The sequence below is a fragment of the Stenotrophomonas sp. PA-6-5C genome (genome assembly GCF_021605635.1).
Taxonomy (GTDB): Bacteria; Pseudomonadota; Gammaproteobacteria; order Xanthomonadales; family Xanthomonadaceae; genus Stenotrophomonas; species Stenotrophomonas lactitubi.
In genome coordinates, this window is record NZ_WKEE01000006.1 from 88,169 (window position 1) to 113,769 (window position 25,601).

The window sequence follows — 25,601 nt, forward strand, 5'->3', positions numbered from 1 at the left end:
ATGACCCCGGCGCACGACGCCCCGCATTGGGCCGACATCGGCGAGTCCACCTCGGTGGCCGGCGTACTGTTCCTGTGCTGGGTGCACCGCTGGTTCGGGCGCTGGCCGTTCCGCCTGTGCGTATGGCCGGTGGTGGCCTGCCATTGGCTCGGCAACCGCGTCGGTCGCCAGGCCTCGATGCAGTACCTGCAGCGATTGCAGGCGCATACCGGCGCGCTGGGCCATGCGCCCACCCGGCGCGACAGCCTGCGCCACTTCTTCAGCTTCGCCGACACGATGCTGGACAAGATTCTGGGCCTCGGCGGCCGCTATCCGCCCGAGCGTATCCACCTGCAGCGCGACCTGGTGCTGGGCAAGATCGCACGCCGCGAAGGTGGCCTGATCCTGACCGCGCACATCGGCTGCCTGGAGCTGTGCCAGGTACTGGCCGAGCAGGTGCCGGGGTTCCGCATCACCGTGCTGGTGCATACCGCGCACGCGCAGCGCTTCAACCGCCTGCTGCAGCGGCTGGACCCGCTGGCTGCGGTGGAGCTGGTGCAGGTCACCGAAATGGGCCCGGCCACGGCTGTGATGCTCGCCGAAAAGGTCGCGTCGGGTGGCTTCGTGGCCATCGTCGGCGACCGCGTGCCGGTGCAGGGCGGGCGCAGTGTGATGGCCGATTTCCTCGGCCACCGTGCGCCGTTCCCGATCGGCGCCTACGTGCTGGCGGCCGCGCTTGGCTGCCCGGTCTACACGATGTCGTGCCTGCACCAGGGCGACGGCTATCGCGTGGCCTTCGAACAGTTCGCCGAGCGCGTGGTGCTGCCGCGCGGATCGCGCGATGCCGCACTGGCCGAACAGGCGCAGCGCTTCGCGCACTGGCTGGAACTCCAGGTCATCCAGTCCCCGCTGGACTGGTTCAATTTCTTCCCCTTCTGGGATCAGGCTCCTCATGACGATTGACGCCGTACCCGTGTGCCGTTTCGGCGATGCACCGCTGACCATCGAAGACGTGGTCGCCCTGGCCCAGCGCAGATGCGAGGCCGCGCTGAGCGATGTGCCGGCGTTCCGCGCACATATCCAGCGTGGTGCCGATTTCCTCGACCGCCTGCTGCGCGAGGATGGCGTCATCTATGGCGTGACCACCGGCTACGGCGATTCGTGCACGGTGAACATTCCGCCGGCACTGGTCGCCGAGCTGCCGCACCACCTGTACACCTACCATGGTTGCGGCCTGGGCCGTTACCTGGACCCGGCCGAGACCCGCGCCGTGCTGGCTGCGCGCCTGGCTTCGCTGGTACGCGGCATGTCCGGCGTCAGCGTGCCGCTGCTGGAAGGCCTGGCCACGCTGCTGCAGCACGATGTGCTGCCGTTGATTCCCGCCGAAGGTTCGGTGGGTGCCAGTGGCGACCTGACCCCGCTGTCGTACGTGGCAGCCGTGCTGTGCGGAGAACGCGAGGTGCTGCACGACGGCCGCGTGCAGCCGGCGGCCGAGGTGCTGGCGAAGATCGGCATGACCCCGCTGAAGCTGCGGCCGAAGGAAGGCCTGGCGATCATGAACGGCACGGCGGTGATGACCGGCCTGGCCTGCCTGGCCTGGCAGCGCGCCGATTACCTGGCCCGCATGGCCACGCGCCTGACCGCGTTCAACGTGCTGTCCAGCGACGGCAACGCACACCACTTCGATGAAACCCTGTTCGCCGCCAAGCCGCACCCGGGGCAGTCGCGCATTGCCGCGCGCCTGCGCAGCGACCTGCACAGCGAGCGCCCGCCGCGCAATGAGCAGCGTCTGCAGGACCGCTACTCGCTGCGCTGCGCGCCGCACGTGATCGGGGTGCTGGAAGACACCCTGCCGTTCCTGCGCCAGCTGATCGAAACCGAGCTGAACAGCGCCAATGACAACCCGCTGATCGATGCCGACGGCGAGCGCATCCTGCACGGTGGCCACTTCTACGGCGGCCACATCGCGCTGGCGATGGACACGCTGAAGAACACCGTGGCCAACATCGCCGACCTGCTCGACCGGCAGCTGGCGCTGGTGGTCGATGCCCGCTACAACCACGGCCTGCCGGCCAATCTGTCGGCGGCGACCGGCCCGCGTGCGGCGATCAACCATGGCCTGAAGGCGCTGCAGATCAGCGTTTCGGCATGGACGGCGGAGGCACTGAAGCAGACCATGCCTGCCAGCGTGTTCTCGCGCTCCACCGAATGCCACAACCAGGACAAGGTCAGCATGGGCACCATCGCCGCGCGCGACTGCCTGCGCGTGATCGAACTGACTGAACAGGTGGTGGCGGCCATGCTGATCGCCGCCCGCCAGGGGCTGGCGCTGCGCGAACGGGTTGGCATGAACGCGCAGCTGCATGGCAGTCTGGCCGCCATGTACGCCGACCTGGGGCAGCGCATCGCCCTGGTCGAAGAAGACCGCGCGCTGGATCGCGAACTGCGGGAACTGCTGGTGGAGATCCGCGCGCAACGCTGGGAGTTGTATGTCGGTGAATGAAGGCAACGAACTGGTCGGCGAAATCGAGCTGGCCCCCGCATTCCATGACTGCGATCCGATGAACGTGGTCTGGCATGGCAACTACTTCAAATACTTCGAGATCGCGCGCTGCGCGTTGCTGAAGCGCTACGACTACGACTATCCGCAGATGCTCGAATCGGGCTACCTGTGGCCGGTGGTCGACGCACGGGTGAAGTACGTGCGGCCGCTGCTGTTCGGGCAGGCGCTGCGCGTGCGCTCGCGCATCGTCGAGTGGGAGAACCGGCTGAAGATCGAATACGAGATCCTCGATGCGGAAAGCGGCCAGGTGCTGACCCGCGCGATGACCATCCAGGTCGCGGTCGACGCGGCCAGCAAGGAAATGCTGTACCAGTGCCCGCCGGTGCTGTGGCAGCGTCTTGGAGTGCCTGCCCCGTGATCCGATCCCTTCGTCTTCCGCGCGTGCTGCTGTGCGCGCTGCTGCTGGTTGCCGCGCCGCTGCTGCAGGCCGCCGATCCCGCCGTCGATGCCATCACCCAGGCCGTCGCCCGGCCGGACGTGCTGCGCGGGCAGTTCACCCAGGAAAAGCAGGTCAGCGGCTTCAAGAACCCGCTGCGCTCGCAGGGCCAGTTCGTGGTCGCGCGCAAGCATGGGGTGATCTGGTCCACGCTCAAGCCGTTCCCGTCCGAGGTGGTGGTCACCGCCGACCGCATCCTCAGTCGCCAGCGCGATGGCAGCACCCGGGTCGAGCTGGACGCGCGCCAGCAGCCGGCGATGCGCTCGGTCAACGCGATCATGTTCGCGTTGATGAGCGGTGACGTGCAGGCACTGTCCAGCCAGTTCAACGTCCAGGCCACGCGTGAAGGGCAGGGCTGGCGCCTGAAACTGACGCCGAAGTCGGCGATGCTGGCCAAGGCCTTCCAGTCGCTGACGTTGCAGGGCGACCGTTACGTGCGCCAGGTCGAGATCATCGAAGCCAACCAGGATCGCACCCGCATCCAGTTCACCGCGCTGAGCGAAGCGCCGGCCACGTTGAACGCCGACGAGGCGCGCCGCTTTGAGTGACAGCGCCACACCGGATCGCCTGCGCCGCTGGTGGCACTGGCTGGGCATCGCCTGGCTGCTGCTGTTGCTGGTGCTGGGCGCGCAGCAGTGGCGCCTGTGGAGCCAGGAGTCGCGGATCGACACCGACATCCTCGCCCTGCTGCCGCAGGACGCGCATGACCGTCTGCTCAGCGACGTCACCCGGCGCATCGCCGATGGCAGCTCGCGGCAGGTGGTGGTGCTGCTCGGCAGCACCGACGGTGCCGCTGCCAAGCGCGCGCAGGCGGCGTTCGCTGCGGCAATGGCCAGTGATGCCGACAGCGCGCTGCTGGTGCCCAGTGGTTCGATGGAAGGCTGGTTCGATGACGCGCGTGCGTTCTACGCACCGTACCGCGATCGCCTGCTGACCCAGGCCCAGCGCGAGCAGCTGCAGCAGGCCGAACCCGCTGCGCTGGCCGAACAGGCGCTGGGCGCGCTGTACGGACCGATGGGCGCCCCGCGCCTGACCGAGTGGCGGCAGGATCCGCTGTCGCTGTGGCCCCAGTGGTGGCAGCAGCAGGCGCAGGGCTCCGGGCTGCGCCTGGGCGATGACGGCCTGCTGGAGGCCGAGGGCAAGCACTGGGCAGCGCTGCAGTTCGATACGCCGGGCTCGGCCTTCAGGCTGGATGGCGAGCGCCATCTCGATGGCCTGCTCGAACGCGCCGGAGAGGCGGCCAAGGCCGCTGCGCCGGATCTGGAGATCCTGCATGCCGGCGTGCCGTTGCATGCCGAAGCGGCCGCGGTGCAGGCCAACCAGGAGATCAACACCATCGGCTGGGGTTCGCTGGCGGCGGTGCTGCTGCTGGTGTGGCTGGCATTCCGCTCGCTGCGGCCGATCCTGCTGGTTGCCGCCTCGCTGCTGATCGGTTGTGGCGTGGCGCTGGCGGTGACTGTGCTGGTGTTCGACAAGGTGCATGTGCTGACCCTGGTGTTTGGTGCCTCGCTGGTCGGTGTGGCCGAGGACTACGGCATCCACTGGTTTGCTTCGCGTCAGGCCGAGCCGGCCGACCGCCGCTGGAAGCTGCTGCGGCATCTGCTGCCAGGCCTCTGGCTTGCGCTGTTGACCAGCGCGCTGGCCTACCTGGCACTGGGTCTGGCGCCGTTCCCCGGGCTGCGGCAGATGGCGTTGTTCTCGGTGGTCGGTCTGGCTGCGGCCTTCCTCACGGTGATCTTCTGGTTCCCGTGGCTGGACGGTGGCGAGATCCGTACCACCCGCTTCGCGCAGTGGCTGGGCAGTACGCTCGAGCGCTTCCCGCGCCTGCACGGGCGTCGCCCGGTGGCGATCTTCCTTGGCGTGGCCGCGCTGGTGTCGGCCATCGGCATCGCCCGCCTGCACAGCAACGACGACCTGCGCAGCCTGCAGTCCTCGCCGCCGGCGCTGATGGCCCAGCAGATCCGCCTCAGCCAGCTGCTGGGCATGCCCAGCCCGGCGCAGTTCTACCTGGTGCAGGGCAGCGATCCCGCACAACTGCTGCAGCGCGAAGAAGCGCTGACCACGCGCCTGCGTGAACTGACCCACGACAAGCGCATCGGCGGCTACCGCGCGATCAGCGACTGGCTGCCGTCGCCCGCGCGACAGCAGGCCGATGCGGCGCTGACCGCCCGGGTGGAACCGGGTGTGCTGGCCGCGGTCGGTGAAGCGGTGGGTGAGCCCTTGCAGCGCCCTGCATTCGCAGCAGCGCCGCTGAGCGCCGAGGCCTTCCTCGCTTCGCCGGCCTCGCAGCCATTCCGCCACCTGTGGGTCGGCAACGTAGGCGGGCAGATGATCAGCGTGGTGATGGTCGATGACCTGTCGCGTGCCGATGCGCTGGCCACCCTGCGTGGCGCTGCCGAAGGCCTGGACGGCGTGCGCTGGGTCGACCGCACCGCTGATTTCTCGCAGCTGCTGGGCCATTACCGCAAGCTGATGGGCGGCCTGCTGCTGGTTGGCATCGTGCTGGTGTTCGGCGCCCTGTGGCTGCGCTATCGGCGCCAGGCCTGGCGCGTATTCGCACCCACCCTGGTGGCCGGTGCGCTGACCCTGGGCCTGCTGGGCCTGTTCGGCCAGCCGCTACAGCTGTTCAACGTGCTGGCACTGATGTTGCTGCTGGGCATGGGCATCGACTACGGCATCTTCCTGATCGAGCACCGCGGCGACGCCAGTGCCTGGCTGGCGGTGTGCGTGGGTGCCGCCAGCACGTGGCTGTCGTTCGGCCTGCTGGGTCTTTCGCAGACACCGGCGCTGCGCGCGTTCGGGCTCACCCTGCTGTTCGGCATCGGCCTGGTCTGGCTGATCTCGCCGCTGTTCCGGCCGCCACCGCATGACGTGCCGCCGGCCTGAACGGACACGCTTCATTCCGATTCCTCCGCTTTTCCACCTGATCGAGCAACAAGGACGCACCGATGACTACTGCTGTGGATGCCGCTGATTCTTCCGGCCACGAAGACGTGGAACGTACCGAAATCCTGATCATCGGTGCCGGCCCGGCCGGTTCGGTGGCCGCGGCGATGCTGCGCCAGCAGGGGCGGAAGGTGCTGATGCTGGAGCGCCAGCAGTTCCCGCGCTTCTCCATCGGCGAGAGCCTGCTGCCGCAGAGCATGGAATACATCGAGGCGGCGGGCCTACTGCAGGACGTGGTCGAGGCGGGCTTCCAGTACAAGAACGGCGCGGCCTTCGTGCACGGGGAAGCGCGCACCGCGTTCGACTTCAGGAAGAAGTTCTCGCCGGGCTGGGGCACCACCTACCAGGTGCAGCGCGCCGACTTCGACAACGTGCTGGCGCGCGGCGCCGAGCGCATGGGCGCGACCCTGCGTTTCGGCGATGAAGTGCTGGCGGTCGAGCCGGGCGAACAGCCGGTGGTGAACGTGCGCCGCCCGGATGGCAGCGAGTACCGCATCGAAGCCGATTTCATCCTCGACGCCTCCGGCTTTGCACGCCTGCTGCCGCGCCTGCTCGACCTGGAATCGCCGTCCAACTTCCCGGTGCGTGGCGCGATCTTCTGCCACGTGCGCGACAACATCCCGGCCGAAGCGGATTTCGACCGCAACAAGATCCTGATCACCACCCATCCCGAGCACATCGACGTCTGGTACTGGACGATCCCGTTCTCCAACGGCTGCTGCTCGCTGGGCGTGGTGGCCGAGCCGTCATTCTTCGAGCGCTACGAAGGCGACGACCTGCAGAAGCTGCAGGCCATCGTCGGCGAGGACCCGAACCTGACCTCGCTGCTGGCCAACGCCGAATGGGCCGTGCTGCCGGTGCGCCGCATCACCGGCTACTCGGCCAACGTCAGCTCGCTGTGGGGCCCGGGCTATGCGCTGCTGGGCAACGCCGGCGAATTCCTGGATCCGGTGTTCTCCTCCGGCGTCACCATCGCGTTCAAATCCGCGCAACTGGCCAGCGAATGCCTGAAGCGCCGCTACGCGGGCGAGACCGTTGACTGGGAAAGCGACTTCTCGATTCCGCTGCGTGCCGGTGTGAAAACCTTCCGCCGCTTCGTCGAAAGCTGGTACCAGGGCGGCTTCCAGAAGATCATCTACCACCCCGACCAGCAGCCGCAGGTGCGCGACATGATCAGCTCCATCCTGGCCGGCTATGCCTGGGACACCAACAATCCGTATGTGGCCGACGACAGCGGCCGCCGCATGCGTGTGCTGGAGGAACTGTGCAGCGCCTGATTGCCCGCCTCTCTGCGGTCCTGCTGTGCCTGCTGCTGGCCGCCTGTGCCAGCCGCATGCCGCGGCCGCTGGTCGAGCTGCCGCCGTTGCGGCTGGCACCGTCCAGCCTGCCGGCGCCGTTGGCCCTGCAGCAGCAGCTGCACTTCCGCTTCGGCAGCCACGAGCGTGATCTGGACGCGCTGCTGGAGGCCGATGCGCAGCAGGTGCGGCTGGCCGTGCAGGCGATGGGCCAGACCGGCGTGCGCCTGCAGTGGGATGGCCAGCAGCTGACCCAGCAGCGCGCACCGTGGCTGCCGCCACAGGTGCGCGCCGAACGCGTGCTGGACGACCTGCAGTTCGCGCTGTGGCCGACCGACGCCATTGCCGCCGCGCTGCCGGCCGGCTGGCAGGTGAGCGATGACGGCCGCCAGCGCAGCCTGTCGCGCGACGGCACCGTGTGGCTGCAGCTGCAGCGCCTGGCCGATGGCAGCGTGCAACTGGACAACCGCGCCGAGGGATACACGCTGCGCATCGAATCGATCGACATGGCCGGCCAGCAATGAAGAGCGCGCCCATTTTCCTCAACGACCTCGGCGTGGTCTGCGCGTTGGGTGACGGCCGCGCCGCGGTGGCCGCTGCGCTGTTTGCCGATACGCCCGGCGGGCTGAGCGACAACGCCACCCTGCTGCCAGGTCGCACCCTGGCGCTGGGCGAAGTGCACAGCCCGTTGCCGTCGCTGGAAGCGCTGCCGGTGTCCCTGCGTGGACGCAACAACGCGCTGCTGGACGTGGCCCTGGCGCAGATCGCGCCGGCCGTTGCCGATGCCATCAGCCGTTACGGTGCCGAACGCGTGGCCGTGGTGCTGGGCACCAGTACCTCGGGCATCGGTGAATCCGAGCAGGCGCTGCGTACCCGCGCCGAGCATGGCCATTGGCCCGAAGGGTTCGACTACGCCCAGCAGGAAATGGGCACCGCCGCGCAGTTCGTGCGAACCCGCAGCGGTGCGCTGGGCCCGGCCTGGACGCTGTCCACGGCCTGTTCGTCCAGCGCCAAGGCGTTGATGTCGGCTGCGCGCATGCTGCGTTCGGGCATCGTCGATGCGGTCATCGCCGGTGGTGCCGATTCCCTGTGCCGGTTCACCGTCGCCGGATTCAGCGCGCTCGAATCAGTCTCCGCCGTGCGCTGCAACCCGTTCTCGCAGCATCGCTGCGGGATCAACATCGGCGAGGGCGCCGCGCTGTTCCTGCTGACCCGCGAGCCGGGTCCGGTCAGCCTGGCCGGTTGGGGTGAGTCGGCCGACGCGCACCATATGTCCGCACCGGACCCGCAGGGTCTGGGCGCCATCGATGCCCTGCAGCAGGCGTTGCAGCGTGCCGGCTGGGCGCCTTCGGAAGTGGATTACGTGAATCTGCATGGCACTGCGACCGGCCACAACGACGCGATGGAAAGCCTGGCGGTGGCGCAGGTGCTGGGCACCGATGTGCCCGCCAGTTCGACCAAGCCACTGACCGGCCACACGCTGGGTGCGTCCGGCGCGATCGAAGCGGCGCTGTGCTGGATCCTGCTGGCCGAGAATCCGCAGCAGCAACTGCCGCCGCACTGGTGGGACGGCGTGGCCGATCCGGCGTTGCCGGCGTTGCCGCTGGTCGCCCCGGCGACCTTCCTGCCGCAGCTGCCGCGGCGGGTGCTGAGCAATTCGTTCGCCTTCGGCGGCAGCAATGCCGTGCTGGCACTGGAGCGCCGATGAACCTGCCGCTGTATGCCATCGAAGAGGTGGTGCCGCACCGCCAGGACATGTGCCTGCTGGACCGCATCCTGCGCTGGGACCAGGACAGCATCGAGGCGGAACTGGTGGTGCCCGAGGCCGGCCTGTTCATCGAAGACGGAGCGGTCCCGGCCTGGGTCGGCATCGAATACATGGCCCAGGCCATCGCCGCCTGGGCCGGCTGCCGTGCACGTACGGCCGGCAACCCGCCGCAGCTGGGCTTCCTGCTCGGCAGCCGGCGCTACACCAGCACGCGCAGCAGCTTCCCCAGCGGCACCCGCCTGCAGGTACAGGCGCGTTGCGAACTGTTGGGCGACAATGGATTAGGGATGTTCGCCTGCCGCATCCTGGCAGGCGAAGAAGAATGGGCGGTTGCCAACGTGTCGGTGTTCGAACCGGCCGACTCGATGGCCTATCTGGAGAGTGGACAGGCATGACAGGGAATCGAAGCGTGCTGGTGACCGGCGCGAGCCGGGGCATCGGCCGGGCCATTGCGCTGCGTATCGCGCGCGATGGCTTCGACGTGGTGGTGCATTGCCGCAGCCGTGTGGAAGAAGCACAGGCAGTGGCCGACGATATCCAGGCGCTGGGCCAGCAGGCCCGCGTGCTGGCCTTCGACGTGGCCGACCGTGCCGCCGCGCGCGCCGCGCTGGAAGCGGATGTGGAGGCACATGGCGCCTACTACGGCGTGGTGTGCAATGCCGGCATCGCCCGTGACGGCGCGTTCCCGGCGCTGTCCGAGGATGACTGGGACCAGGTGATCCATACCAATCTGGACGGCTTCTACAACGTGCTGCATCCGCTGATCATGCCGATGGTGCGGCGGCGCAAGCCGGGCCGCATCGTCACCCTGTCCTCGGTGTCCGGCGTGGCCGGCAACCGTGGCCAGGTCAATTACAGTGCAGCCAAGGCCGGCATCATCGGTGCCAGCAAGGCATTGGCGCTGGAGCTGGCCAGCCGCCAGATCACCGTCAACTGCGTGGCCCCGGGCCTGATCGAGACCGACATGCTCAACGAAGAAGTGGTCGAACACGCATTGAAGCTGATCCCGGCCGGCCGCGTTGGCCGTCCCGAGGAAGTGGCGGCCACAGTCGCGTTCCTGCTGTCCGAGCCGGCCGGGTACATCACCCGCCAGGTGATCTCGGTCAACGGAGGGATGATCTGATGGCTGCCGATCGTCGCGTGGTGGTCACCGGTGCCGCCGCCATCAGTCCGCTCGGTCACGACTGGCCGACCATCCAGGCCCATCTGCGCAGCTGCCGCAACGCGGTGCGTTCGATGCCGGAATGGGATGTGTATGCGGGCCTGAACACCAAGCTGGCCGCGCCCGCGCAGGACTACGAGCTGCCGCCGAACTACAACCGCAAGACCACGCGCTCGATGGGCAAGGTCGCGATCATGTCGGTGCGCGCCACCGAGGTCGCCCTGCGTGAGGCGGGCCTGTTCGAGCACCCGGTGCTGCGCAGTGGCCGTACCGGCGTGGCCTATGGCTCATCGTCGGGCAGCCACGAGGCCACCGGCGAATTCGGCCGCATGCTGCATGAGTTCACCACCGACGGCATCAGCGCCACCACCTACCTGAAGATGATGAGCCACACCGCGCCGGTCAACATCGGCGTGTTCTTCGGCTTGTCCGGGCGTGTCTACACCACCTCCAGTGCCTGTACGTCGGGCAGCCAGGGCGTGGGCGCGGGCTACGAAGCGATCCGCAGCGGCAAGCAGACGGTGATGGTGGCCGGTGGCGCCGAGCAGCTCGACGCCACCGCCGCGGCCGTGTTCGACACCCTGTTCGCCACCAGCACGCGCAACGATGCACCGCACACCACTCCGCGCCCGTTCGATGCCGGCCGCGATGGCCTGGTGCTGGGCGAGGGCGCCTGCACGCTGATCCTGGAAGATCTGGAGCACGCGCAGGCACGCGGCGCGACCATCCTGGCCGAGATCGTGGGCTACGGCACCAACAGCGACGGCCAGCACGTCACCCAGCCCAGCGCCGACACCATGGCCCAGGCCATGCGCCTGGCACTGGAAGACGCCGGCCTGCAACCTGCGCAGATCGACTACGTGAACGCCCACGGCACGGCCACCGACCACGGCGACATCGCCGAGACCCAGGCCACCGCCCAGGTGTTCGGCAGCCGCGTGCCGATCAGTTCGTTGAAGAGCTACGTCGGCCACATGCTGGGCGGTTGCGGTGCGTTCGAAGCCTGGATGAGCATCGAGATGATGCGCGCCGGCTGGTTCGCGCCAACCCTGAACCTGGTCGAGGTGGACCCGCGCTGCGGCCAGCTCGACTTCATCACCGGACAAGGCCGCGAGCTGCAGGCCGAGTACGTGATGAGCAACAACTTCGCCTTCGGCGGCATCAACACCTCGCTGGTGTTCCGTCGCTGGAGCGCGTGATCCCGCCGTACCCGCACCTCAACAAGGAGACGTTCCGATGCGCCGCACCCTGCTGATCGCCACTGCCACCGCGCTGCTGGCCCTGACTTCCACCGCTTCGGCGCGCGATACCCGCGTCGAGCAGTCCCTGCACGAACTGATCAGTTCGCAGGCCGCCAAAGATGCCGGCATCGACGGCAGCGTGCGCTTCTACCTGGCTGGCCAGCCGGTCAGCGTGCAGCAGCGCCTGGGCGAAGACGTGACCAACAAGAAGACCAACGCCGCCAACAAGAGCGACGTCGAGGCCTGCAACTGGGTCGCGCTGTCGGCGCTGCTGGCGCTGCAGGACGGTGCCAAGTCGCGCGGCGCCAACGCCGTGGTCGACATCGTCAGCTACTACAAGAAGAACGAGTTCAAGAGCGCGACCAACTACGAGTGCTGGGCCGGCACCTTCGTCGCCGGCGTGGCCTTGAAAGGCACCTACGCCAAGGTCAAGTAAGCGCGGCGGAACGGTGGCGCTGGCTGAACGGCGTCGCCACATTGCTGAACCTCACCGGGGAAACGCCGTCGATCACGCCGCCATCGTCGCGTGACGGCTTTCCCCGGTGTCGGCTTTCCGACACAATCACGGCTCTTCCCGGGTTATCGTCCCGTGGACATGCACGCCTACGTCTATAAAAGCCAACTCAAGCCGGACACCTACGTCTATCTCGCCCGACGCGATGACTTCAGCGCTTTGCCTGCGCCGCTGTCGGCGTCGTTGGGTGCGCTCGTCTTCGTGCTGGAAGTGACCCTGGACGCGCAGCGCCAGCTGGCCCAGGCCGATCCGGCCAAGGTGCGCAGCGAACTGACCGAGCGCGGGTTCTACCTGCAGGTGCCCCCGTCGGTGAGCAGCATGATGCTGCGCCACTATGACTGAGCTTTCCCGATCCCGCGCCCTGTCGCTGGCCTTCACCCTCGGTGCCTTGCTGGCGCTGGGTTCTGCGCTGGGTGGCCTGCCCGGCGCGGTGCTGGCGGCCCTGGCCCAACCGGCGTTCGCACTGGGAATCTCGTGGTGGCGACGCAGCCGCGCGCTGCTGCCGCCGAAGGTGATCGCCCGCCAGGACCTGCCGGCACTGCTGGCGCTGTGGACTGCCGCGCCGTTGCTGCTGGCCCTGCTGCTGGCCTGGCCACTGGCCGCGCTGCGCGACAGCGGCAGTCTTGCCGCGGTGCTGGGCCTGAGCGTGCTGGTCAGCGCCGGCCTGCTGGCGGCCTGGCGCACCTGGCCGCTGTGGAACGATGTCGAGCGTCTCGATGGTGGCCTGGCCCAGCATTGGCAGGCGTTGGCGGGTCGTGACCTCAGCGCCTGGCGTGGCCTTGGTGCGGCAGCACTGGTGATGGCCCTGGCGGCACTGGTGGTACTGCCGAGCTGGCCGGACCTGCTGCCGGCAAGCGCGCGTTGGCCGTCGACACTGGCGGTGCTGCTGCTGTCGCCGCTGCTGCATCTGCTGCTGCAGCGCATTGCCCCGGCGCCGCTGGTCTCGCTGCGCAGCCCGCTTGGCGCTGAACTGCCGGTCGATCGCGAAACGCTGTTCAGCGCGGTCGTGGACACCACGCCGCTGGAAGCCCTGGCGCCGCAGGAGCTGACCCCGGCCCTGTACGAAGCCGCACGCCACGGCCGCATCGACCGTGCGCTGCAGCTGCTGCAGGCCGGCGCCGATCCGTATTCCCTGCCTGACCCGAACTGGCGCGACCAGCGCAGCCTGGCGGTGCTCGCCGCTGTCCTGCCGGACCTGCGCCTGCTGCGTGAGCTGATCGGCCGCGGCGTCGATGTGAACGCGCCGCACCGTGGCATGACCCCGCTGCTGGCCGCGACCCGCGACAGCTGGCATGGGCGTCCGGAGGCGGTGATGACCTTGCTGGCCAACGGTGCTGATTCGCGCGCCACCGACAGTGAGGGCAATACGCCCCTGCACCATGCCGCCCGCAGTTCCGACCCGGGCGTGGCCGCGCTGCTGCGCGATGCAGCGGCTGAAGTCGACGCACTTAACCGTGATGGCTGGTCGCCGTTGGCCGTGGCCTGCCAGGTCGGCAACTGGCGCCTGGCGCGCTTCCTGCTGGAGCGCGGCGCCCGCAGCGAACCGGCTGACGGCACCCCGGTGCTGCTGGCCGCGGCCGCCACCGAAGACGATGATCCGGCCGGCGTGCAGCTGCTGCTCAAGCACAAGGCACGTGCCGACGCGCGTGACCGCCAGCGCCGCAGCGCGCTGCATGAAGCGGCATTGGCTGGCCACGTGGACATCATCGGCGTGCTGCTTGCCGCCGGTGCCAACCTGGAAGCGCGCGACGCACTGGGCCGTACCCCGTGGCTGGAAGCTGCACGTGCCGGCCGCGCCGCCGTGGTCGAGCACCTGCTGCCGCACAAGCCCGACCTGATCGCTGTCGACACCGATGGCCGCAACGCGGTGCTGCTGGCAACGATGGCCGAGGATGTTTCGCCGCTGTTGATCAAGCGCCTGCTGGAACTGGGCATCGCCGCCGACGGCAGCGATCCGGCCGGTCGGCGCGCGGTGGACTACGCCGCCGAAGCCGGTCGCTGGGCGATCGTCGCCCTGCTGGATCCGTCCTATCCGTTGCCTGCCGCCGTCAGCGATGGCCTGGCCGAGCGCGGTGAGACGGCCAGTGCCAGCGGCCTGCTGCCTGATCGCCCGCCGTTGACCCTGCTGCGCGAGGCGCTGGGGTTCGGCAATACCGATGGCATGGCCGCACTGGCCAGGCTGTGCCAGCCCGAAGAACTGGGCGGCCTGTTGCTCGATCCGGAGCTGGCGCTGGAGCCGCGCGCGGTCGACTGGCTGCTCGCCCATGGTGCCGATCCGTACGTGCGCGACGCCTGTGCCGATACGCCGATGTTCGCGCTGCTGTCGCGCGGTATCGATGCCGTGCCGGCCCTGCAGGTGATGCTGCAGCATGGCCTGTCGCCGGCTGGCCGTGGTGGCCTGGCGCGTTTCCTGGCCGCCTGTGCGCAGCACGACCAGGCGGCGCGTGGCCTGGAACAGTTGGCGCTGGAACTGCTGGAACGCGGCGCCGACCCGTTTGCTGCCTCGCCCGCAGGTGATCCGCCGCTGTCACTGGCGGTGCGCCTGGGTTGGCTGCGCCTGCAGCAGGCCCTGCTCACCACCGGCGTGGACCGTGAAGCACGCGACAGCCATGGCATGACCGCGCTGCATCTGGCCACCGCACTGGCGCGCGAAAGTGCCCTGAAGCTGCTGGTGCAGCACGGTGCCTCGCCCGAAGCGCGTGCTGCCGATGGGCAGACGCCGCTGGGCGTGGCGCTGTCGATCGGTCGTCGCGATCTGGCTGACTGGCTGGACTGGCGGGTCTGGCCGCTGCCGCGCAGGACTCTGCGCGAAGGCGATCTGCCGGCCGCCGCGATGGCCGGCGACGTCGATGCCGTGCGTCGTTTGAATGATCTGGGCTTTGCCGTCGACGCCGTTGATGCGCAGGGCTGCACCGCGCTGCTGCGTGCTGCCGGCGGTGGCCATCTGGCCGTGGTCGACCTGCTGCTGGCGCGCGGTGCTGATCCGCAGCATGCCGCTGCCAGTGGTGCGACGCCGTTGTCGGCGGCGGTCAGCATGCGCCAGGTCGAGATCGTCTCGGCCCTGCTCGATGCTGGTGCGCAGCTCGAACACCGCCTGCCAGGCGGCGTCACCGTGCTGATGCTGGCCTCGGCGCTGGGCCTGCCAGACATCGTGGCGCGCCTGCTCACCGCCGGTGCCGATGTGCATGCCGGCGATGCCCAGCAGCTGGCGCCGCTGCACTGCGCGGCCCTGTATGGCTTCAGTGCGCGCGACCGTTCGCGCCTGCTGGCGCTGCTCGACACCCTGCTGCTGGCCGGTGCAGAGCCGGACCAGGCCGCTGCCGGTGCGGTCACGCCGCTGCTGCTGCTGATGGGTGCGCGCGCCGAACCGGGCACCGCCTGCGACGAGCAGGTGGTGATGGCCGCTGTCGAGCGCCTGCTGGATGAAGACGTGAGTCTGGATGTGCGCGACCCGCGCGGCTTCGGTCCGTTGCACCTGGCCGCCCTGCACGGGCTGCCGCTGCTGGTGCAGCGCCTGCTGCGCGCCGGTGCCGATCCGGAAGCGCGCGATGGCTTGAACCGCAGCCCGCGCGAGATCGCGGTGATGCGCGGCTTCATCGACGTCGCCGCCGAGTTCGAGCCGCGCGTGCCGGGCGTATCGTCGATGGCCAGGTTCCTGCGCGACAACGGCTGAAGGCGCCCCTTATTGGATGGGTGCCGACCGTTGGTCGGCAGGATGCTTTCAGTAGATCCACGCCATGCGTGGATGATCGTGCGGCGAAACAGAGAAGCATCCACGCATGGCGTGGATCTACTTGTCGTCGCTTTCCGCGTCCGCTTCGAACAGGTGCATCAGGTCGTTGCGGGCATCGCGCGAGGTCTGGATCACCGCCGCCTCGTCGTCGTAGACCAGGTACTGGTCGCGCAGCAGCTTCTCGTCGTGTTCGCGGAACTGCTGCACATGGCGCTCGGCCACGTTCGGCGCCACGCCCAGCGCGGTCAGCACGCGCCCGCTCATTTCCAGGCTGGTACCGAACACTTCGCGGAACGGTTCGGCCGACATGTCCATCAACCGCCACGCATGCTGGCGGTTGCGTGCGCGTGCCAGCACCGTCGCATCCGGGTACAGGCGGCGCACCATGCGCACCGCGCGCAGGTTGGTCTCCGGGTCGTCCACGGTGATCACGAACACGTCGATGTGCTCGCCACCGGCGGCGCGCAGCATCTCCGGCCGGGTCGGGTCGCCGTAGTACAGCTGGTTGCCGAAGCGGCGCAGGTCGGCCACCGTGTCCGGGTTCGCTTCCAGCGCCACGAACGGCACCTTCTGCGCGGTCAGCAGGCGCGCGATCACCTGGCCGAAGCGGCCCATGCCGGCAATCAGCACCTTCGGGCGATTGTCCGGCGCCACCTTGTCGGCCTCCGCCGCCTGCCGTGGCGCGGCCTTCTCCTCGCCGAGCAGGCGCATCAGGGCGATCATCAGCAACGGGGTGATCGCCATCGACAGGCCGACGATCGCCACCAGCCGGTCATGGTTGGCATTGCCCAGCAGGTGCGCGCGCTGCGCTTCGTTGAACACCACGAAGGCGAATTCGCCGCCCAACCACAACACGCTGCCCAGCAGCAGCGACTGCCGCGAACTGAGCTTGGCGATGCGGCCGATGGCGTACAGCAGGCTGAACTTCACCACCAGCAGGATCGCCACACCCGCGGCGATCATCCACGGTTCGGCGGCGATGCGGTCCAGGTCGATGCCCATGCCCACGGCGATGAAGAACAGGCCCAGCAGCAAACCCTTGAACGGCTCGATCTGCGATTCCAGCTCGTGCCGGAATTCCGAATCGGACAGCAGCACGCCGGCCAGGAACGCCCCCAGGCTGGGGCTCAGGCCGGCTTCCTGCATGAACCAGGCGGTGCCCAGCACCACCAGCAAGGCGGTGGCGGTGAACACTTCCGGGCTGCGGGTGCGCGCGATGATGCCGAACAGGCGGCGCAGCACCGGCCGCCCGCACAGGATCACCACTGCCAGCGCGCCCAGCGCGACGGCTGCATCTTCCCAGCGCAGCGTCTCGTTCTTGACCCCGCCCAGCAGCGGAATCGCGGCCAGCAGCGGAATGGCGATCAGGTCCTGGAACAGCAGGATGGCAAACCCCAGCCGGCCGTGGTCGCTGTTGATCGCCTTGTGCTCGGACAGCAGCTGCAGGCCGACCGCGGTCGACGACAGCGCCAGCGCCACGCCCACCACCAGCGCGCTCTTCCACTGGAAGTGATCGAGCAGCAGCAGGCCGCCCAGCACCAGCCCGGACAGCGCCACCTGCGCCGCGCCCGCACCGAACACCGAGCGCCGCATCACCTTCAGCCGGGCAGGGGACAGCTCCAGCCCGATCACGAACAGCAGCATGACCACGCCGATCTCGGCGGCGCCGAGGATGCGGTCGGCGTCCTGTACGAAGCCGAGGCCATCCGGCCCCAGCACCACGCCGGCCGCCAGGTAGCCCAGCACCGCGCCGAAGCCGAACTTCTTGAACACCGGCACCGCGATCACCGCGGCCAGCAGCAGGACCAGCGCCAGTTCCAGACCACCGCTATGCATGGGAATACCTGGTCATCGGGAGGCCGGCTGTGCGTCCGTTCGGCGGGGGGAAGCGCGGCGGAGGCCACCTGGCCATTATGCGCGCGCGGCTGTGTACGCACGAGAACGGCAGCGGGCCCCTTGCCCGGTCACCGGCCGCGGGTTGACCTGCACCGGCCGCCGGTCCAGACTGCCCGCCGCTGCCGGCATGTCCGTCAGTACACCCTTCCGGAGTCCCCAACCCATGTCCAGCGACAGTAGAAGTCGACCTCGGTCGACGCCAGCGATGGCCACCGCCTGACATCGGGACGGTTTGCCTGCGTTGGCGTTGCGCGATGTCGCACCCCATGAAGGCGAATCACCATGAACCAGAAGCAATTGCTGCGTCCGGTGGCCGATGCCGCAGCATTGTCGGCACCGCTGGCGAACTACAACACCGCCGACGCGGTGGAATTCCTCAATACGCTCGAACTGCAGCGCGCCGCCGAGACGCTGGCCGCGCTGTCGTTGCCGCGTGCGGTGAAGATGCTGGAGGCGCCGGAGCTGCACCGCAGTGGCGAACTGGTTGCCGCGCTGCCGCCGGCACGTGCCGCCGCGCTGCTGGGGTTGATGGCCGACGACCGTGCCACCGACATCGTCCACGAGCTGGATGAAGAAGAACGCGCGCGGCTGATCCCGCTGCTGGGCAACGAAGCCCGGCAGACCATCCAGAAGCTGCTGAGCTACCCGCCGAACACCGCCGGTGCGCTGATGACCACCGAGTTCGTCGCCGTGCCCGCCACCTGGACCGTGGCCCAGACCCTTCAGCACATCCGCCAGGTCGAGCGCACGCGCGAGACCGTGTATGCCATCTACGTTCTCGACCCGGCCAACCAGCAGCTGCAGCAGGTGGTGACCATGCGGCGGCTGATCACCGGCCTGCCGGAGGAATCGATCCTGGATGTGGCCCAGGTCAATCCGCCGGTGATGGTGGATGCGCAGATGGACCAGGAAGACGTGGCACGGCTGATCCGCCGCCACGATCTGCTGGCGATCCCGGTGGTGGACGCGCAGCAGCACATGCTTGGCATCGTCACCGTTGATGACATCCTCGATGCACTGATCGAAGAGTCCACCGAAGACGCGCACAAGTTCGGCGGCATGGAAGCGCTGGACAAGCCCTACATGCAGATCGGTTTCTTCGAGATGCTGCGCAAGCGCGCCGGCTGGCTGAGCGTGCTGTTCGTGGGCGAGATGCTGACCGCCAGCGCGATGCAGCACTACGAGGACGAACTGGCGCGGGCGGTGGTGCTGACCCTGTTCATTCCGTTGATCATGAGTTCGGGCGGGAATTCCGGTTCGCAGGCGACCTCGCTGCTGATCCGCAGCCTGGCCCTGCGCGAGCTGCGCCTGCGTGACTGGTGGAAGGTCGCCCTGCGCGAAGTGCCCACCGGCATGGTGCTCGGCGCCATCCTCGGCTGCCTGGCCATCGTCCGCATCGTGATCTGGCAGCTCGGTGGCTTCCATGACTACGGCGAGCACTGGATCCTGCTGGCGATCACCATCGGCGCCGCGCTGGTGGGCATCGTCACCTTCGGTTCGCTGTCGGGGTCGATGCTGCCCTTCATCCTCAAGCGGCTGGGCTTCGACCCGGCCAGCGCCTCGGCCCCGTTCGTCGCCACCCTGGTGGATGTGACCGGCCTGGTGATCTATTTCAGCATCGCCGCGATGATTCTGCACGGCACGTTGCTGTAACGGGTGCGCCATCCACGCATGGCGTGGATCTACTGGTCCTGGCAGCCGTGTAGATCCACGCCATGCGTGGATGTATCGGTCGTGGCCGCCGTAGTAGATCCACGCCATGCGTGGATGCGATGCCAGGTTCCTGCGCACGATCATGCCGCCGCAGCGCCGGTCCGTGTAACGTAGGCACATGAGTACCTACCACCTGCAGTCCGTGTTCCGTCCGCAGTCGGTCGCGGTGATCGGCGGCAGCCCGCGTGAGCGCTCGGCCGGCCGCGCAGTGATGCGCAACCTGCGTGGCACCGGCTTCCCCGGCAAGGTGGCATGGATCAACCCGCGCCACGCCGAGATCGATGGCATCCGCACGGTCAAACGCTTGAAGGACCTCGACTGGGTACCAGAGCTGGTGGTGATCACCGCGCCGGCCGCCATCGTGCCGCAGGTGGTACGCACCGCTGCCGAACGTGGCGTGCAGGCCGCGATCATCCTCACCGCGCATTTGGGTGAGGGCCCAGGCTCGCCGTGGGCACAGGTGGAGGCCGCCGCGCGCGCACGTGGCCTGCGCATCCTCGGCCCGCACTGCCTGGGCGTGATCGCACCGCACGCACGGCTCAATGCCAGCATCGCCGCGCATTTCCCGCAGGCCGGCGACCTAGCGCTGATCTCCGAATCCTCGGCGATCGCCGCGGCCCTGGTGGAGTGGGGCGTGGCACGTTCGGTGGGGTTCTCCGCCGTGGTTTCGCTGGGCGACACCATGGACGTGGATTTCGGCGACCTGCTGGACTATTTCGCCACCGACTACCGCACCCGCGCCATCCTGCTCTACGTCGAGCAGATCAAGGACGCCCGCAAGTTCATGTCGGCCGCACGTGCTGCTGCGCGTGCCAAGCCGGTGGTGGTGGTGAAGTCCGGGCGTGCCGAACGGGTGCAGCCGGGCAGCGCCGATACCCACGTGCAGGCACTGGCGCGCGCCGATGATGTCTATGGCGCGGCATTCAACCGTGCCGGCCTGTTGCGGGTGAGCGCGCTGGATGAACTGTTCACCGCGGCCGAGTCGTTGGGCCGCCTCGGCACCTTCCCCGGGCGTCGCCTGGCCATCCTCAGCAACGGCGGCGGTGTCGGCCACCTGGCGGTGGACCAGCTGATCGCCCTGCATGGCACGTTGGCGCAACTGTCCGACAGCACCGTACAGAAGCTCGATACGGTACTGCCGCAGGGCTGGTCGCGCAGTAACCCGGTCGACATCGTGGTCGATGCCGATGGTGATCGCTATGCCACGGCCATCGAGGCGCTGCTGGCCGACAACGAGAACGATGCGGTGCTGGTGGTCAACGTGCCCACGGCGTTCACCTCCTCGGCCGACGCCGCGCAGGCGCTTACCCGTACGCTCGGCCTGCGCCCGCGTCATCACCGCGACAAACCGGTGTTCGCGGTGTGGCTGGGCAACGACGACCAGGCCACCGCCACCCTCAACGCGGCGCGCGTGCCAACCTATCCCACCGAAGCGGAGGCCGTGCGCGGTTTCCAGCATCTGGTGCGTTACCGCGAAGCACAGAACGCGTTGATGGAAACGCCACCCAGCCTGCCGCAGGACTTCAGCGTGGACACCGTGCGTGCACGTGCGCTGGTCGAGGCCGCGCTGGCCAACGGTCAAGGCTGGCTGGATCCGCTGGCCACCCATGAACTGCTGAAGGCCTACGGCATTCCCTCTGCACCGGTGATGCACGCACGTGATGCGCACGAGGCGATGGACCTGGCGCAACCGCTGCTGGAGCGCGGTGCGACCGTCGCACTGAAGATCCTGTCGCCCGATATTCCGCACAAATCCGAAGTGGATGGCGTGCGCCTGAATCTGGCGACGTTGCCGGCGGTGCAGAGCGCGGCCAAGGCAATCCTTGCCCGTGCGCGGCAGCTGCGTCCGGACGCGCGTATCGACGGCCTGCTGGTGCAGCCGACCATCGTCCGCCCGAAGGCACGCGAGCTCATCGTCGGCATCGCCGACGACGCTACGTTCGGCCCGGTGATCGTGGTCGGTCGTGGTGGCACGGCGGTGGAAGTGATCAACGACAAGGCACTGGCACTACCGCCGCTGGACCTGCGCCTGGCCCACGAGCTGATCGGCCAGACCCGGGCCTCACGCATCCTCAAGGCCTACGGTGATGTGCCAGCGGCCGACGAGCGCGCGCTGGCGCTGGCGCTGGTCAAGCTGGCGCAGCTGGCAGCAGACATTCCCGAAGTGCGCACGCTGGACATCAACCCGCTGCTGGTCGACAGCAAGGGCATCCTGGCGCTGGACGCACGCGTGGCGGTGGCCCCGTCGCGCATCCTGCACAAAGGGCGTGGCCATCCGCGCTTCGCCGTGTTCCCGTATCCGAAGGAATGGGAGCGCACCATCGAACTGTCCGATGGCGGTCGCGCCTTCGTACGCCCGGTGCGGCCGGAAGATGACGCATTGTTCCGCGCGTTCTTCGCGCGTGTCAGTGACGAGGACCTGCGACTGCGCTTCTTCCAGTCGGTCAAGCACTTCAGCCACGAGTTCATCGCCCGCCTGACCCAGCTGGACTACGCGCGCTCGATCGCCTTGGTGGCCATTGAGCCGCGCACCGGCGAGATGCTCGGCGCGGTGCGACTGCATGCCGATGCGGACTATCACCGCGGCGAGTACGGCATCCTGATCCGCTCGGATCTGAAGGGTCACGGCATCGGCTGGCGCCTGATGGCGATCATGATCGAGTACGCCAAGTGGCTGGGCCTGGACGTGGTGGAAGGCCAGGTGCTGCGCGAGAACAGCACCATGCTGGCGATGTGCCAGAGCCTGGGCTTCAAGACCCGGCTGGACCCGGACGATCCGACGGTGATGATGGTGACGCTGCCGGTACAACAGGTCGAAGTCGCTGCGCCTCCGCTGTAGAGCCGAGCCCACGCTCGGCTGCACTTGATGCCATGCCCGGCGGAACGCCGGATTCAGCGCAACGGTTCCACCACCACCGCCGTGCCATAGCAAAGCACTTCGGTCAGCCCGGTCATCACATCGGTGGCGTCATAGCGCATGCCGATGATCGCGTTGGCACCCAGCTGCCGCGCGTGCCGCACCATGTCGCGGTAGGTTTCCTCGCGCGCCTGCTCGCACAGCTCGGTATAGATGGTGATGTTGCCGCCGAAGATCGTCTGGAGGCCGCCGAGCAAGTTGCCCACGATCGAGCGCGAGCGCACGGTGATGCCGCGCACCACGCCCAGATTGCGCGCGATGCGGAAGCCGGGCAGCTCGAAGGCGGTGGTCACCATCGAATCATCGAGGCGCGCTGCGGAGGTGGTGGGAGTGCCACTGTTGTAGGGATCGGCCATGGGTGTCTGGTCGTCTTGTGGGATTGAAGGCGCCACAATACCGCCATGACCGACCGTATTCCCCTGCTGCTGCTCCCCGGCCTGCTCAACGATGCCGAACTCTGGCGCGCGCAGCTGGCCGACCTGGCCGATATCGCCGACTGCACCGTGGGCGACCAGACCCGGGGCGAGACCCTGCAGGCGGTGGCCGAGGACGTGCTGGCGCAGGCGCCCGCGCGATTCGCGCTGGCCGGTTTCTCACTGGGCGGCTTCGTCGCCCAGCAGATCCTGCGCACCGCGCCGGAGCGCGTGCTGCAGCTGGCCCTGATCGACACCTCGATCCATGCCGACTCCCCGGAACGTGCCGAACAGCGCCGCAGCCAGCGTGCCAGCGTGCGCCTGCCGGGGAAATTCCATGGCTTTGGCGATGTGCTGATGCGCAGCTACATCGATGCCTCGCGGCTGGACGACTACGTGCTGGTGCAGCGCGTGCGCGACATGACCGCGCGGTTGGGTGCGGAGGTGTTCCTGCGGCAGAGCGCGCTGGAACGGAGCGACGGCCACGACGTGCTGGCCAGCTACCGCGATCCGCTGCTGATCGTCTGTGGTGCGAACGACCGCATCACGCCCTTGGCGGTGAGCGAAGAGATACACGCGCTGGTGCCGCATTCGCAGCTGGTGGTGGTGCCCGATTGCGGGCATCTGGCGCCGATGGAAAAGCCGGATGAGGTGAGTGCGGCGATGCGCGGGTGGTTGTTGCAGGGCGAGGGCTGAACCCACGCTTCTGGTAGGTGCCGACCTTGGTCGGCACGATGTTTCATCGATCGACCAGAGGCAAGCGCCGACCAAGGTCGGCATCTACCAAAACCTGCCCGTGCCCGACGCTGGGATCAATCCCAGGCCGGCGCAATGCCTTCCGGATTGGCCAAGCGATGGCCGCGGTCCAGCTTGGCGATCTGCGCCATGTCGTCCTCGGTCAGGCGGATCGCTGCCGCTTCCAGGTTGCTGGCCAGGTTCTCGCGCTTGGTCGACGACGGAATGACCGCGTAGTCCTGCTGCAGCGCCCACGCCAGTGCGATCTGCGCCGGGCTGGCCTGATGGCGGCCGGCGATGGCCTGGATCACCGGGTCCTTGATCACCTCGCCATAGGCCAGGCTCATGTACGCGGTGACGCGGATGCCGTTGTCCTGCAGGAACTTCACCAGCAGGCGGTTCTGCAGGTACGGATGGATCTCGACCTGGTTGGTGGCGATGGCATCGGCACCGAGGATCTCAATCGCCTTGCGGGTCTGGGCGATGGTGAAGTTGGAGATGCCAATCTCCTTGGTCAGTCCCTGTGCCTTGGCTTCAGCCAGCGCGGTCAGGTACTCCTCCATCGGCGTGTCGACCTTGTCATTCGGCGATGGCCAGTGGATCAATGCCAGGTCGACATGGTCGGTGCGCAGCTTTTCCAGGCTGGTGCGCAGGCTTGCCAGCAGCGCATCGCGCTTGAACTCGGTGATCCACACTTTGGTGGTCAGGTAGATCTCGTCACGCGGCACGCCGGACTCGGCGATGGCCTGACCGACCTCGGCTTCGTTGCCGTAGATCTGCGCGGTGTCGATGGCGCGGTAGCCGACGTCCAGTGCGTTGCGCACCGAGTCGATCACGGTCTGGTCTTTCAGGCGGAAGGTGCCGAGACCAAAAGCGGGAACAGTCATGGGGAACTCCAAAGCGGGGGAAGGAGGTGATCACAAAGGGTAGGGCAGGGGCCGTGTGCATGCCGGCAACGGTGCATTGCGCTCATCAATGCGCCGCCACCGTGATGCCGTCGGCGCGATCATCGATGCCGTCGCGACGGTCCAGGCGGCCACTCAGCACGGTCAGGCCATACGCGCCGACCACCACCAGTGCGCCCAGCCACGGCGTGTGCATCAGGCCGATGTGTTCGACCACCAGGCCGCCCAGCGACGCACCCAGGGCGATGCCGATGTTGAAGGCGGCGATGTTCAGGCCCGAGGCCACATCGGTGGCCTGCGGTGCATAGCGCTGTGCCTGCTTGACCACATACACCTGCAGGCCGGGCACGTTGCCGAACGCTACTGCGCCCAGTGCCAGTACGGTCAGCAGCATCAACCCGGTGTTGTGGGCGGTGAAGGTCATCACCAGCAGGACCACGGCCAGCAGCGCGAAGATGCGCTTCAGCGCGGGCACCGGACCCATGCGGTCGGCCATGCGGCCACCCCACAGGTTGCCGATCGCCACCGACACGCCATACACCAGCAGCACCAGGCTGACCGCGTTGGCCGAGAAGCCGGTAACGTCCTGCAGGATCGGCGTCAGGTAGGTGAAGGACAGGAAGGTGCCGCCGTATCCGAGTGCGGTGATGGCGTAGACCATCAGCAGACGCGGCTGCGCAAGCACGCCCAGCTGCTGGCGGAAGGTGGCCGGCGCGCTTTGTGCCAGGCCGCGCGGCACGAACAGCAGGGCGCCCAGCAGCGCGATCACGCCCAGCCCGGCCACGGCCAGGAACGTGGCGCGCCAGCCCAGGTGCTGGCCGATGAAGGTACCCAGCGGTACGCCGGTCACCAGCGCCACGGTCAGGCCGGTGAACATGATGGCGATGGCACTGGCGGCCTTCTCCTTCGGCACCACGGCGGTGGCGATGATCGAGCCGATGGAGAAGAACACCCCGTGGGCCAGGCCGGTGAGGATGCGGGCGACGATCAGCGAGGTGTAACCCGGTGCCACCCACGCGATGACGTTGCCGAGGGTGAACAGCACCATCAGCGCGACCAGCAGGGTCTTGCGCGGCACACGGCCGGTGAGTGCGGTCAGCACCGGTGCGCCGACCGCCACGCCGAGCGCATACAGGGAGACCAGCAGGCCGGCCGAGGGCAGGCTGACCTGCAGGTCGGCGGCGATGGTCGGGATCAGGCCGACGATGACGAACTCGGTGGTGCCGATGGCGAAGGCGCCGAGGGTCAGCGCCAGCAGGGCGAGCGGAATGCCACGGATCATGACAGTGTCCAGAGCGAAGGAAGGGGCGCAGTGTGCGCGGCCGACCTTTGCCGAAAAACCGGTCTTCACGCCAATCACTCTTGCCTGGTGGTCAATAATGGCG

The 25,601-nt window shown here is 68.2% G+C and carries 21 protein-coding genes; 17 read left to right on the forward strand and 4 right to left on the reverse strand.

What is annotated here, in order from left to right:
* The 14 genes from GIW57_RS03990 (at position 1) to GIW57_RS04055 (ending at position 15,577) form a co-directional block, all read left to right on the forward strand.
* On the forward strand, positions 1-942 hold the full coding sequence (locus GIW57_RS03990) for an acyltransferase (protein ID WP_236509212.1): 942 nt from the start codon (positions 1-3) through the stop codon (positions 940-942).
* Complete coding sequence (locus tag GIW57_RS03995) at positions 932-2,482, forward strand: aromatic amino acid ammonia-lyase (RefSeq protein WP_236509213.1); 1,551 nt, start codon at positions 932-934, stop codon at positions 2,480-2,482. Before GIW57_RS03990 ends, GIW57_RS03995 begins: the two co-directional genes overlap by 11 nt.
* Positions 2,469-2,900, forward strand: a complete 432-nt coding sequence (locus tag GIW57_RS04000; protein ID WP_033832524.1) for an acyl-CoA thioesterase — start codon at positions 2,469-2,471, stop codon at positions 2,898-2,900. The genes GIW57_RS03995 and GIW57_RS04000 overlap by 14 nt, the downstream gene beginning before the upstream one ends.
* Entirely contained in the window at positions 2,897-3,526 is a 630-nt protein-coding gene (locus GIW57_RS04005; RefSeq protein ID WP_236509214.1) for an outer membrane lipoprotein carrier protein LolA, read from the forward strand. Before GIW57_RS04000 ends, GIW57_RS04005 begins: the two co-directional genes overlap by 4 nt.
* Positions 3,519-5,864 carry a hypothetical protein gene (locus GIW57_RS04010; RefSeq protein WP_236509215.1) on the forward strand — a complete coding sequence of 782 codons (2,346 nt, stop codon included), beginning with the start codon at positions 3,519-3,521 and terminating at the stop codon, positions 5,862-5,864. Before GIW57_RS04005 ends, GIW57_RS04010 begins: the two co-directional genes overlap by 8 nt.
* Positions 5,865-5,926: 62 nt before the next feature.
* Positions 5,927-7,201 (forward strand): NAD(P)/FAD-dependent oxidoreductase, encoded by a 1,275-nt coding sequence (locus GIW57_RS04015; protein ID WP_180164981.1) that lies wholly within the window; start codon positions 5,927-5,929, stop codon positions 7,199-7,201.
* Complete coding sequence (locus GIW57_RS04020; protein ID WP_180164983.1) at positions 7,189-7,743, forward strand: DUF3261 domain-containing protein; 555 nt, start codon at positions 7,189-7,191, stop codon at positions 7,741-7,743. Before GIW57_RS04015 ends, GIW57_RS04020 begins: the two co-directional genes overlap by 13 nt.
* A complete protein-coding gene (locus tag GIW57_RS04025) occupies positions 7,740-8,927 on the forward strand; it encodes a beta-ketoacyl-[acyl-carrier-protein] synthase family protein (RefSeq protein ID WP_236509216.1) in 1,188 nt (395 codons plus the stop codon). Before GIW57_RS04020 ends, GIW57_RS04025 begins: the two co-directional genes overlap by 4 nt.
* Positions 8,924-9,382 (forward strand): hotdog family protein, encoded by a 459-nt coding sequence (locus tag GIW57_RS04030; RefSeq protein ID WP_236509217.1) that lies wholly within the window; start codon positions 8,924-8,926, stop codon positions 9,380-9,382. The genes GIW57_RS04025 and GIW57_RS04030 overlap by 4 nt, the downstream gene beginning before the upstream one ends.
* Positions 9,379-10,110, forward strand: a complete 732-nt coding sequence (locus GIW57_RS04035; protein WP_100462020.1) for a 3-ketoacyl-ACP reductase FabG2 — start codon at positions 9,379-9,381, stop codon at positions 10,108-10,110. The genes GIW57_RS04030 and GIW57_RS04035 overlap by 4 nt, the downstream gene beginning before the upstream one ends.
* Entirely contained in the window at positions 10,110-11,348 is a 1,239-nt protein-coding gene (locus GIW57_RS04040; RefSeq protein ID WP_025877989.1) for a beta-ketoacyl-ACP synthase, read from the forward strand. The genes GIW57_RS04035 and GIW57_RS04040 overlap by 1 nt, the downstream gene beginning before the upstream one ends.
* Positions 11,349-11,385: 37 nt before the next feature.
* Entirely contained in the window at positions 11,386-11,826 is a 441-nt protein-coding gene (locus GIW57_RS04045) for an excinuclease ATPase subunit (RefSeq protein WP_100462021.1), read from the forward strand.
* 159 nt (positions 11,827-11,985) lie between these two features.
* The gene (locus GIW57_RS04050; RefSeq protein WP_100462022.1) at positions 11,986-12,246 is read left to right on the forward strand and encodes a YcgL domain-containing protein; all 261 of its coding nucleotides are present in this window, start codon (positions 11,986-11,988) and stop codon (positions 12,244-12,246) included.
* Positions 12,239-15,577, forward strand: coding sequence for an ankyrin repeat domain-containing protein (locus tag GIW57_RS04055; RefSeq protein ID WP_236509218.1), 3,339 nt, complete (start codon positions 12,239-12,241; stop codon positions 15,575-15,577). Before GIW57_RS04050 ends, GIW57_RS04055 begins: the two co-directional genes overlap by 8 nt.
* A gap of 117 nt (positions 15,578-15,694) precedes the next feature.
* On the opposite strand, the gene GIW57_RS04060 is transcribed toward GIW57_RS04055, so the two are convergent.
* A complete protein-coding gene (locus tag GIW57_RS04060) occupies positions 15,695-17,473 on the reverse strand; it encodes a monovalent cation:proton antiporter-2 (CPA2) family protein (RefSeq protein ID WP_180164995.1) in 1,779 nt (592 codons plus the stop codon).
* Positions 17,474-17,815: 342 nt separating this feature from the next.
* Here GIW57_RS04060 and mgtE point away from each other — a divergent pair, with 342 nt between their 5' ends.
* Together mgtE and GIW57_RS04070 are read left to right on the forward strand one after the other, a co-directional pair.
* A complete protein-coding gene (gene mgtE, locus GIW57_RS04065) occupies positions 17,816-19,186 on the forward strand; it encodes a magnesium transporter (protein WP_025877611.1) in 1,371 nt (456 codons plus the stop codon).
* Positions 19,187-19,364: 178 nt separating this feature from the next.
* On the forward strand, positions 19,365-22,085 hold the full coding sequence (locus GIW57_RS04070; protein ID WP_236509219.1) for a bifunctional acetate--CoA ligase family protein/GNAT family N-acetyltransferase: 2,721 nt from the start codon (positions 19,365-19,367) through the stop codon (positions 22,083-22,085).
* Positions 22,086-22,138: 53 nt separating this feature from the next.
* Here GIW57_RS04070 and GIW57_RS04075 read toward each other — a convergent pair whose 3' ends face one another.
* Positions 22,139-22,519, reverse strand: a complete 381-nt coding sequence (locus tag GIW57_RS04075; protein ID WP_100462026.1) for a YbjQ family protein — start codon at positions 22,517-22,519, stop codon at positions 22,139-22,141.
* A gap of 45 nt (positions 22,520-22,564) precedes the next feature.
* On the opposite strand from GIW57_RS04075, the gene GIW57_RS04080 reads away from it, so the two are divergent.
* Positions 22,565-23,272, forward strand: coding sequence for an alpha/beta hydrolase (locus GIW57_RS04080; RefSeq protein ID WP_180165000.1), 708 nt, complete (start codon positions 22,565-22,567; stop codon positions 23,270-23,272).
* A 116-nt stretch (positions 23,273-23,388) separates the two neighbouring features.
* Here the strand turns inward: GIW57_RS04080 and dkgB are convergent, their stop codons facing one another.
* Both dkgB and GIW57_RS04090 read right to left on the reverse strand, forming a co-directional pair.
* On the reverse strand, positions 23,389-24,198 hold the full coding sequence (gene dkgB / locus GIW57_RS04085; protein WP_236509220.1) for a 2,5-didehydrogluconate reductase DkgB: 810 nt from the start codon (positions 24,196-24,198) through the stop codon (positions 23,389-23,391).
* Between the two features lie 85 nt (positions 24,199-24,283).
* Entirely contained in the window at positions 24,284-25,498 is a 1,215-nt protein-coding gene (locus tag GIW57_RS04090) for an MFS transporter (RefSeq protein ID WP_236509221.1), read from the reverse strand.
* Between the last annotated feature and the right edge of the window lie 103 nt (positions 25,499-25,601).

What these genes read in the sequence shown, in the direction of transcription:
- GIW57_RS03990 (WP_236509212.1), top strand. Translation starts at nt 1, where the DNA reads ATGACCCCGGCGCACGACGCCCCGCATTGGGCCGACATCGGCGAGTCC.
- GIW57_RS03995 (WP_236509213.1), top strand. Translation starts at nt 932, where the DNA reads ATGACGATTGACGCCGTACCCGTGTGCCGTTTCGGCGATGCACCGCTG.
- GIW57_RS04000 (WP_033832524.1), top strand. Translation starts at nt 2,469, where the DNA reads ATGTCGGTGAATGAAGGCAACGAACTGGTCGGCGAAATCGAGCTGGCC.
- GIW57_RS04015 (WP_180164981.1), top strand. Translation starts at nt 5,927, where the DNA reads ATGACTACTGCTGTGGATGCCGCTGATTCTTCCGGCCACGAAGACGTG.
- GIW57_RS04025 (WP_236509216.1), top strand. Translation starts at nt 7,740, where the DNA reads ATGAAGAGCGCGCCCATTTTCCTCAACGACCTCGGCGTGGTCTGCGCG.
- GIW57_RS04030 (WP_236509217.1), top strand. Translation starts at nt 8,924, where the DNA reads ATGAACCTGCCGCTGTATGCCATCGAAGAGGTGGTGCCGCACCGCCAG.
- GIW57_RS04035 (WP_100462020.1), top strand. Translation starts at nt 9,379, where the DNA reads ATGACAGGGAATCGAAGCGTGCTGGTGACCGGCGCGAGCCGGGGCATC.
- GIW57_RS04040 (WP_025877989.1), top strand. Translation starts at nt 10,110, where the DNA reads ATGGCTGCCGATCGTCGCGTGGTGGTCACCGGTGCCGCCGCCATCAGT.
- GIW57_RS04045 (WP_100462021.1), top strand. Translation starts at nt 11,386, where the DNA reads ATGCGCCGCACCCTGCTGATCGCCACTGCCACCGCGCTGCTGGCCCTG.
- GIW57_RS04050 (WP_100462022.1), top strand. Translation starts at nt 11,986, where the DNA reads ATGCACGCCTACGTCTATAAAAGCCAACTCAAGCCGGACACCTACGTC.
- GIW57_RS04055 (WP_236509218.1), top strand. Translation starts at nt 12,239, where the DNA reads ATGACTGAGCTTTCCCGATCCCGCGCCCTGTCGCTGGCCTTCACCCTC.
- GIW57_RS04060 (WP_180164995.1), bottom strand. Translation starts at nt 17,473, where the DNA reads ATGCATAGCGGTGGTCTGGAACTGGCGCTGGTCCTGCTGCTGGCCGCG.
- mgtE (WP_025877611.1), top strand. Translation starts at nt 17,816, where the DNA reads ATGAACCAGAAGCAATTGCTGCGTCCGGTGGCCGATGCCGCAGCATTG.
- GIW57_RS04070 (WP_236509219.1), top strand. Translation starts at nt 19,365, where the DNA reads ATGAGTACCTACCACCTGCAGTCCGTGTTCCGTCCGCAGTCGGTCGCG.
- GIW57_RS04075 (WP_100462026.1), bottom strand. Translation starts at nt 22,519, where the DNA reads ATGGCCGATCCCTACAACAGTGGCACTCCCACCACCTCCGCAGCGCGC.
- GIW57_RS04080 (WP_180165000.1), top strand. Translation starts at nt 22,565, where the DNA reads ATGACCGACCGTATTCCCCTGCTGCTGCTCCCCGGCCTGCTCAACGAT.
- dkgB (WP_236509220.1), bottom strand. Translation starts at nt 24,198, where the DNA reads ATGACTGTTCCCGCTTTTGGTCTCGGCACCTTCCGCCTGAAAGACCAG.
- GIW57_RS04090 (WP_236509221.1), bottom strand. Translation starts at nt 25,498, where the DNA reads ATGATCCGTGGCATTCCGCTCGCCCTGCTGGCGCTGACCCTCGGCGCC.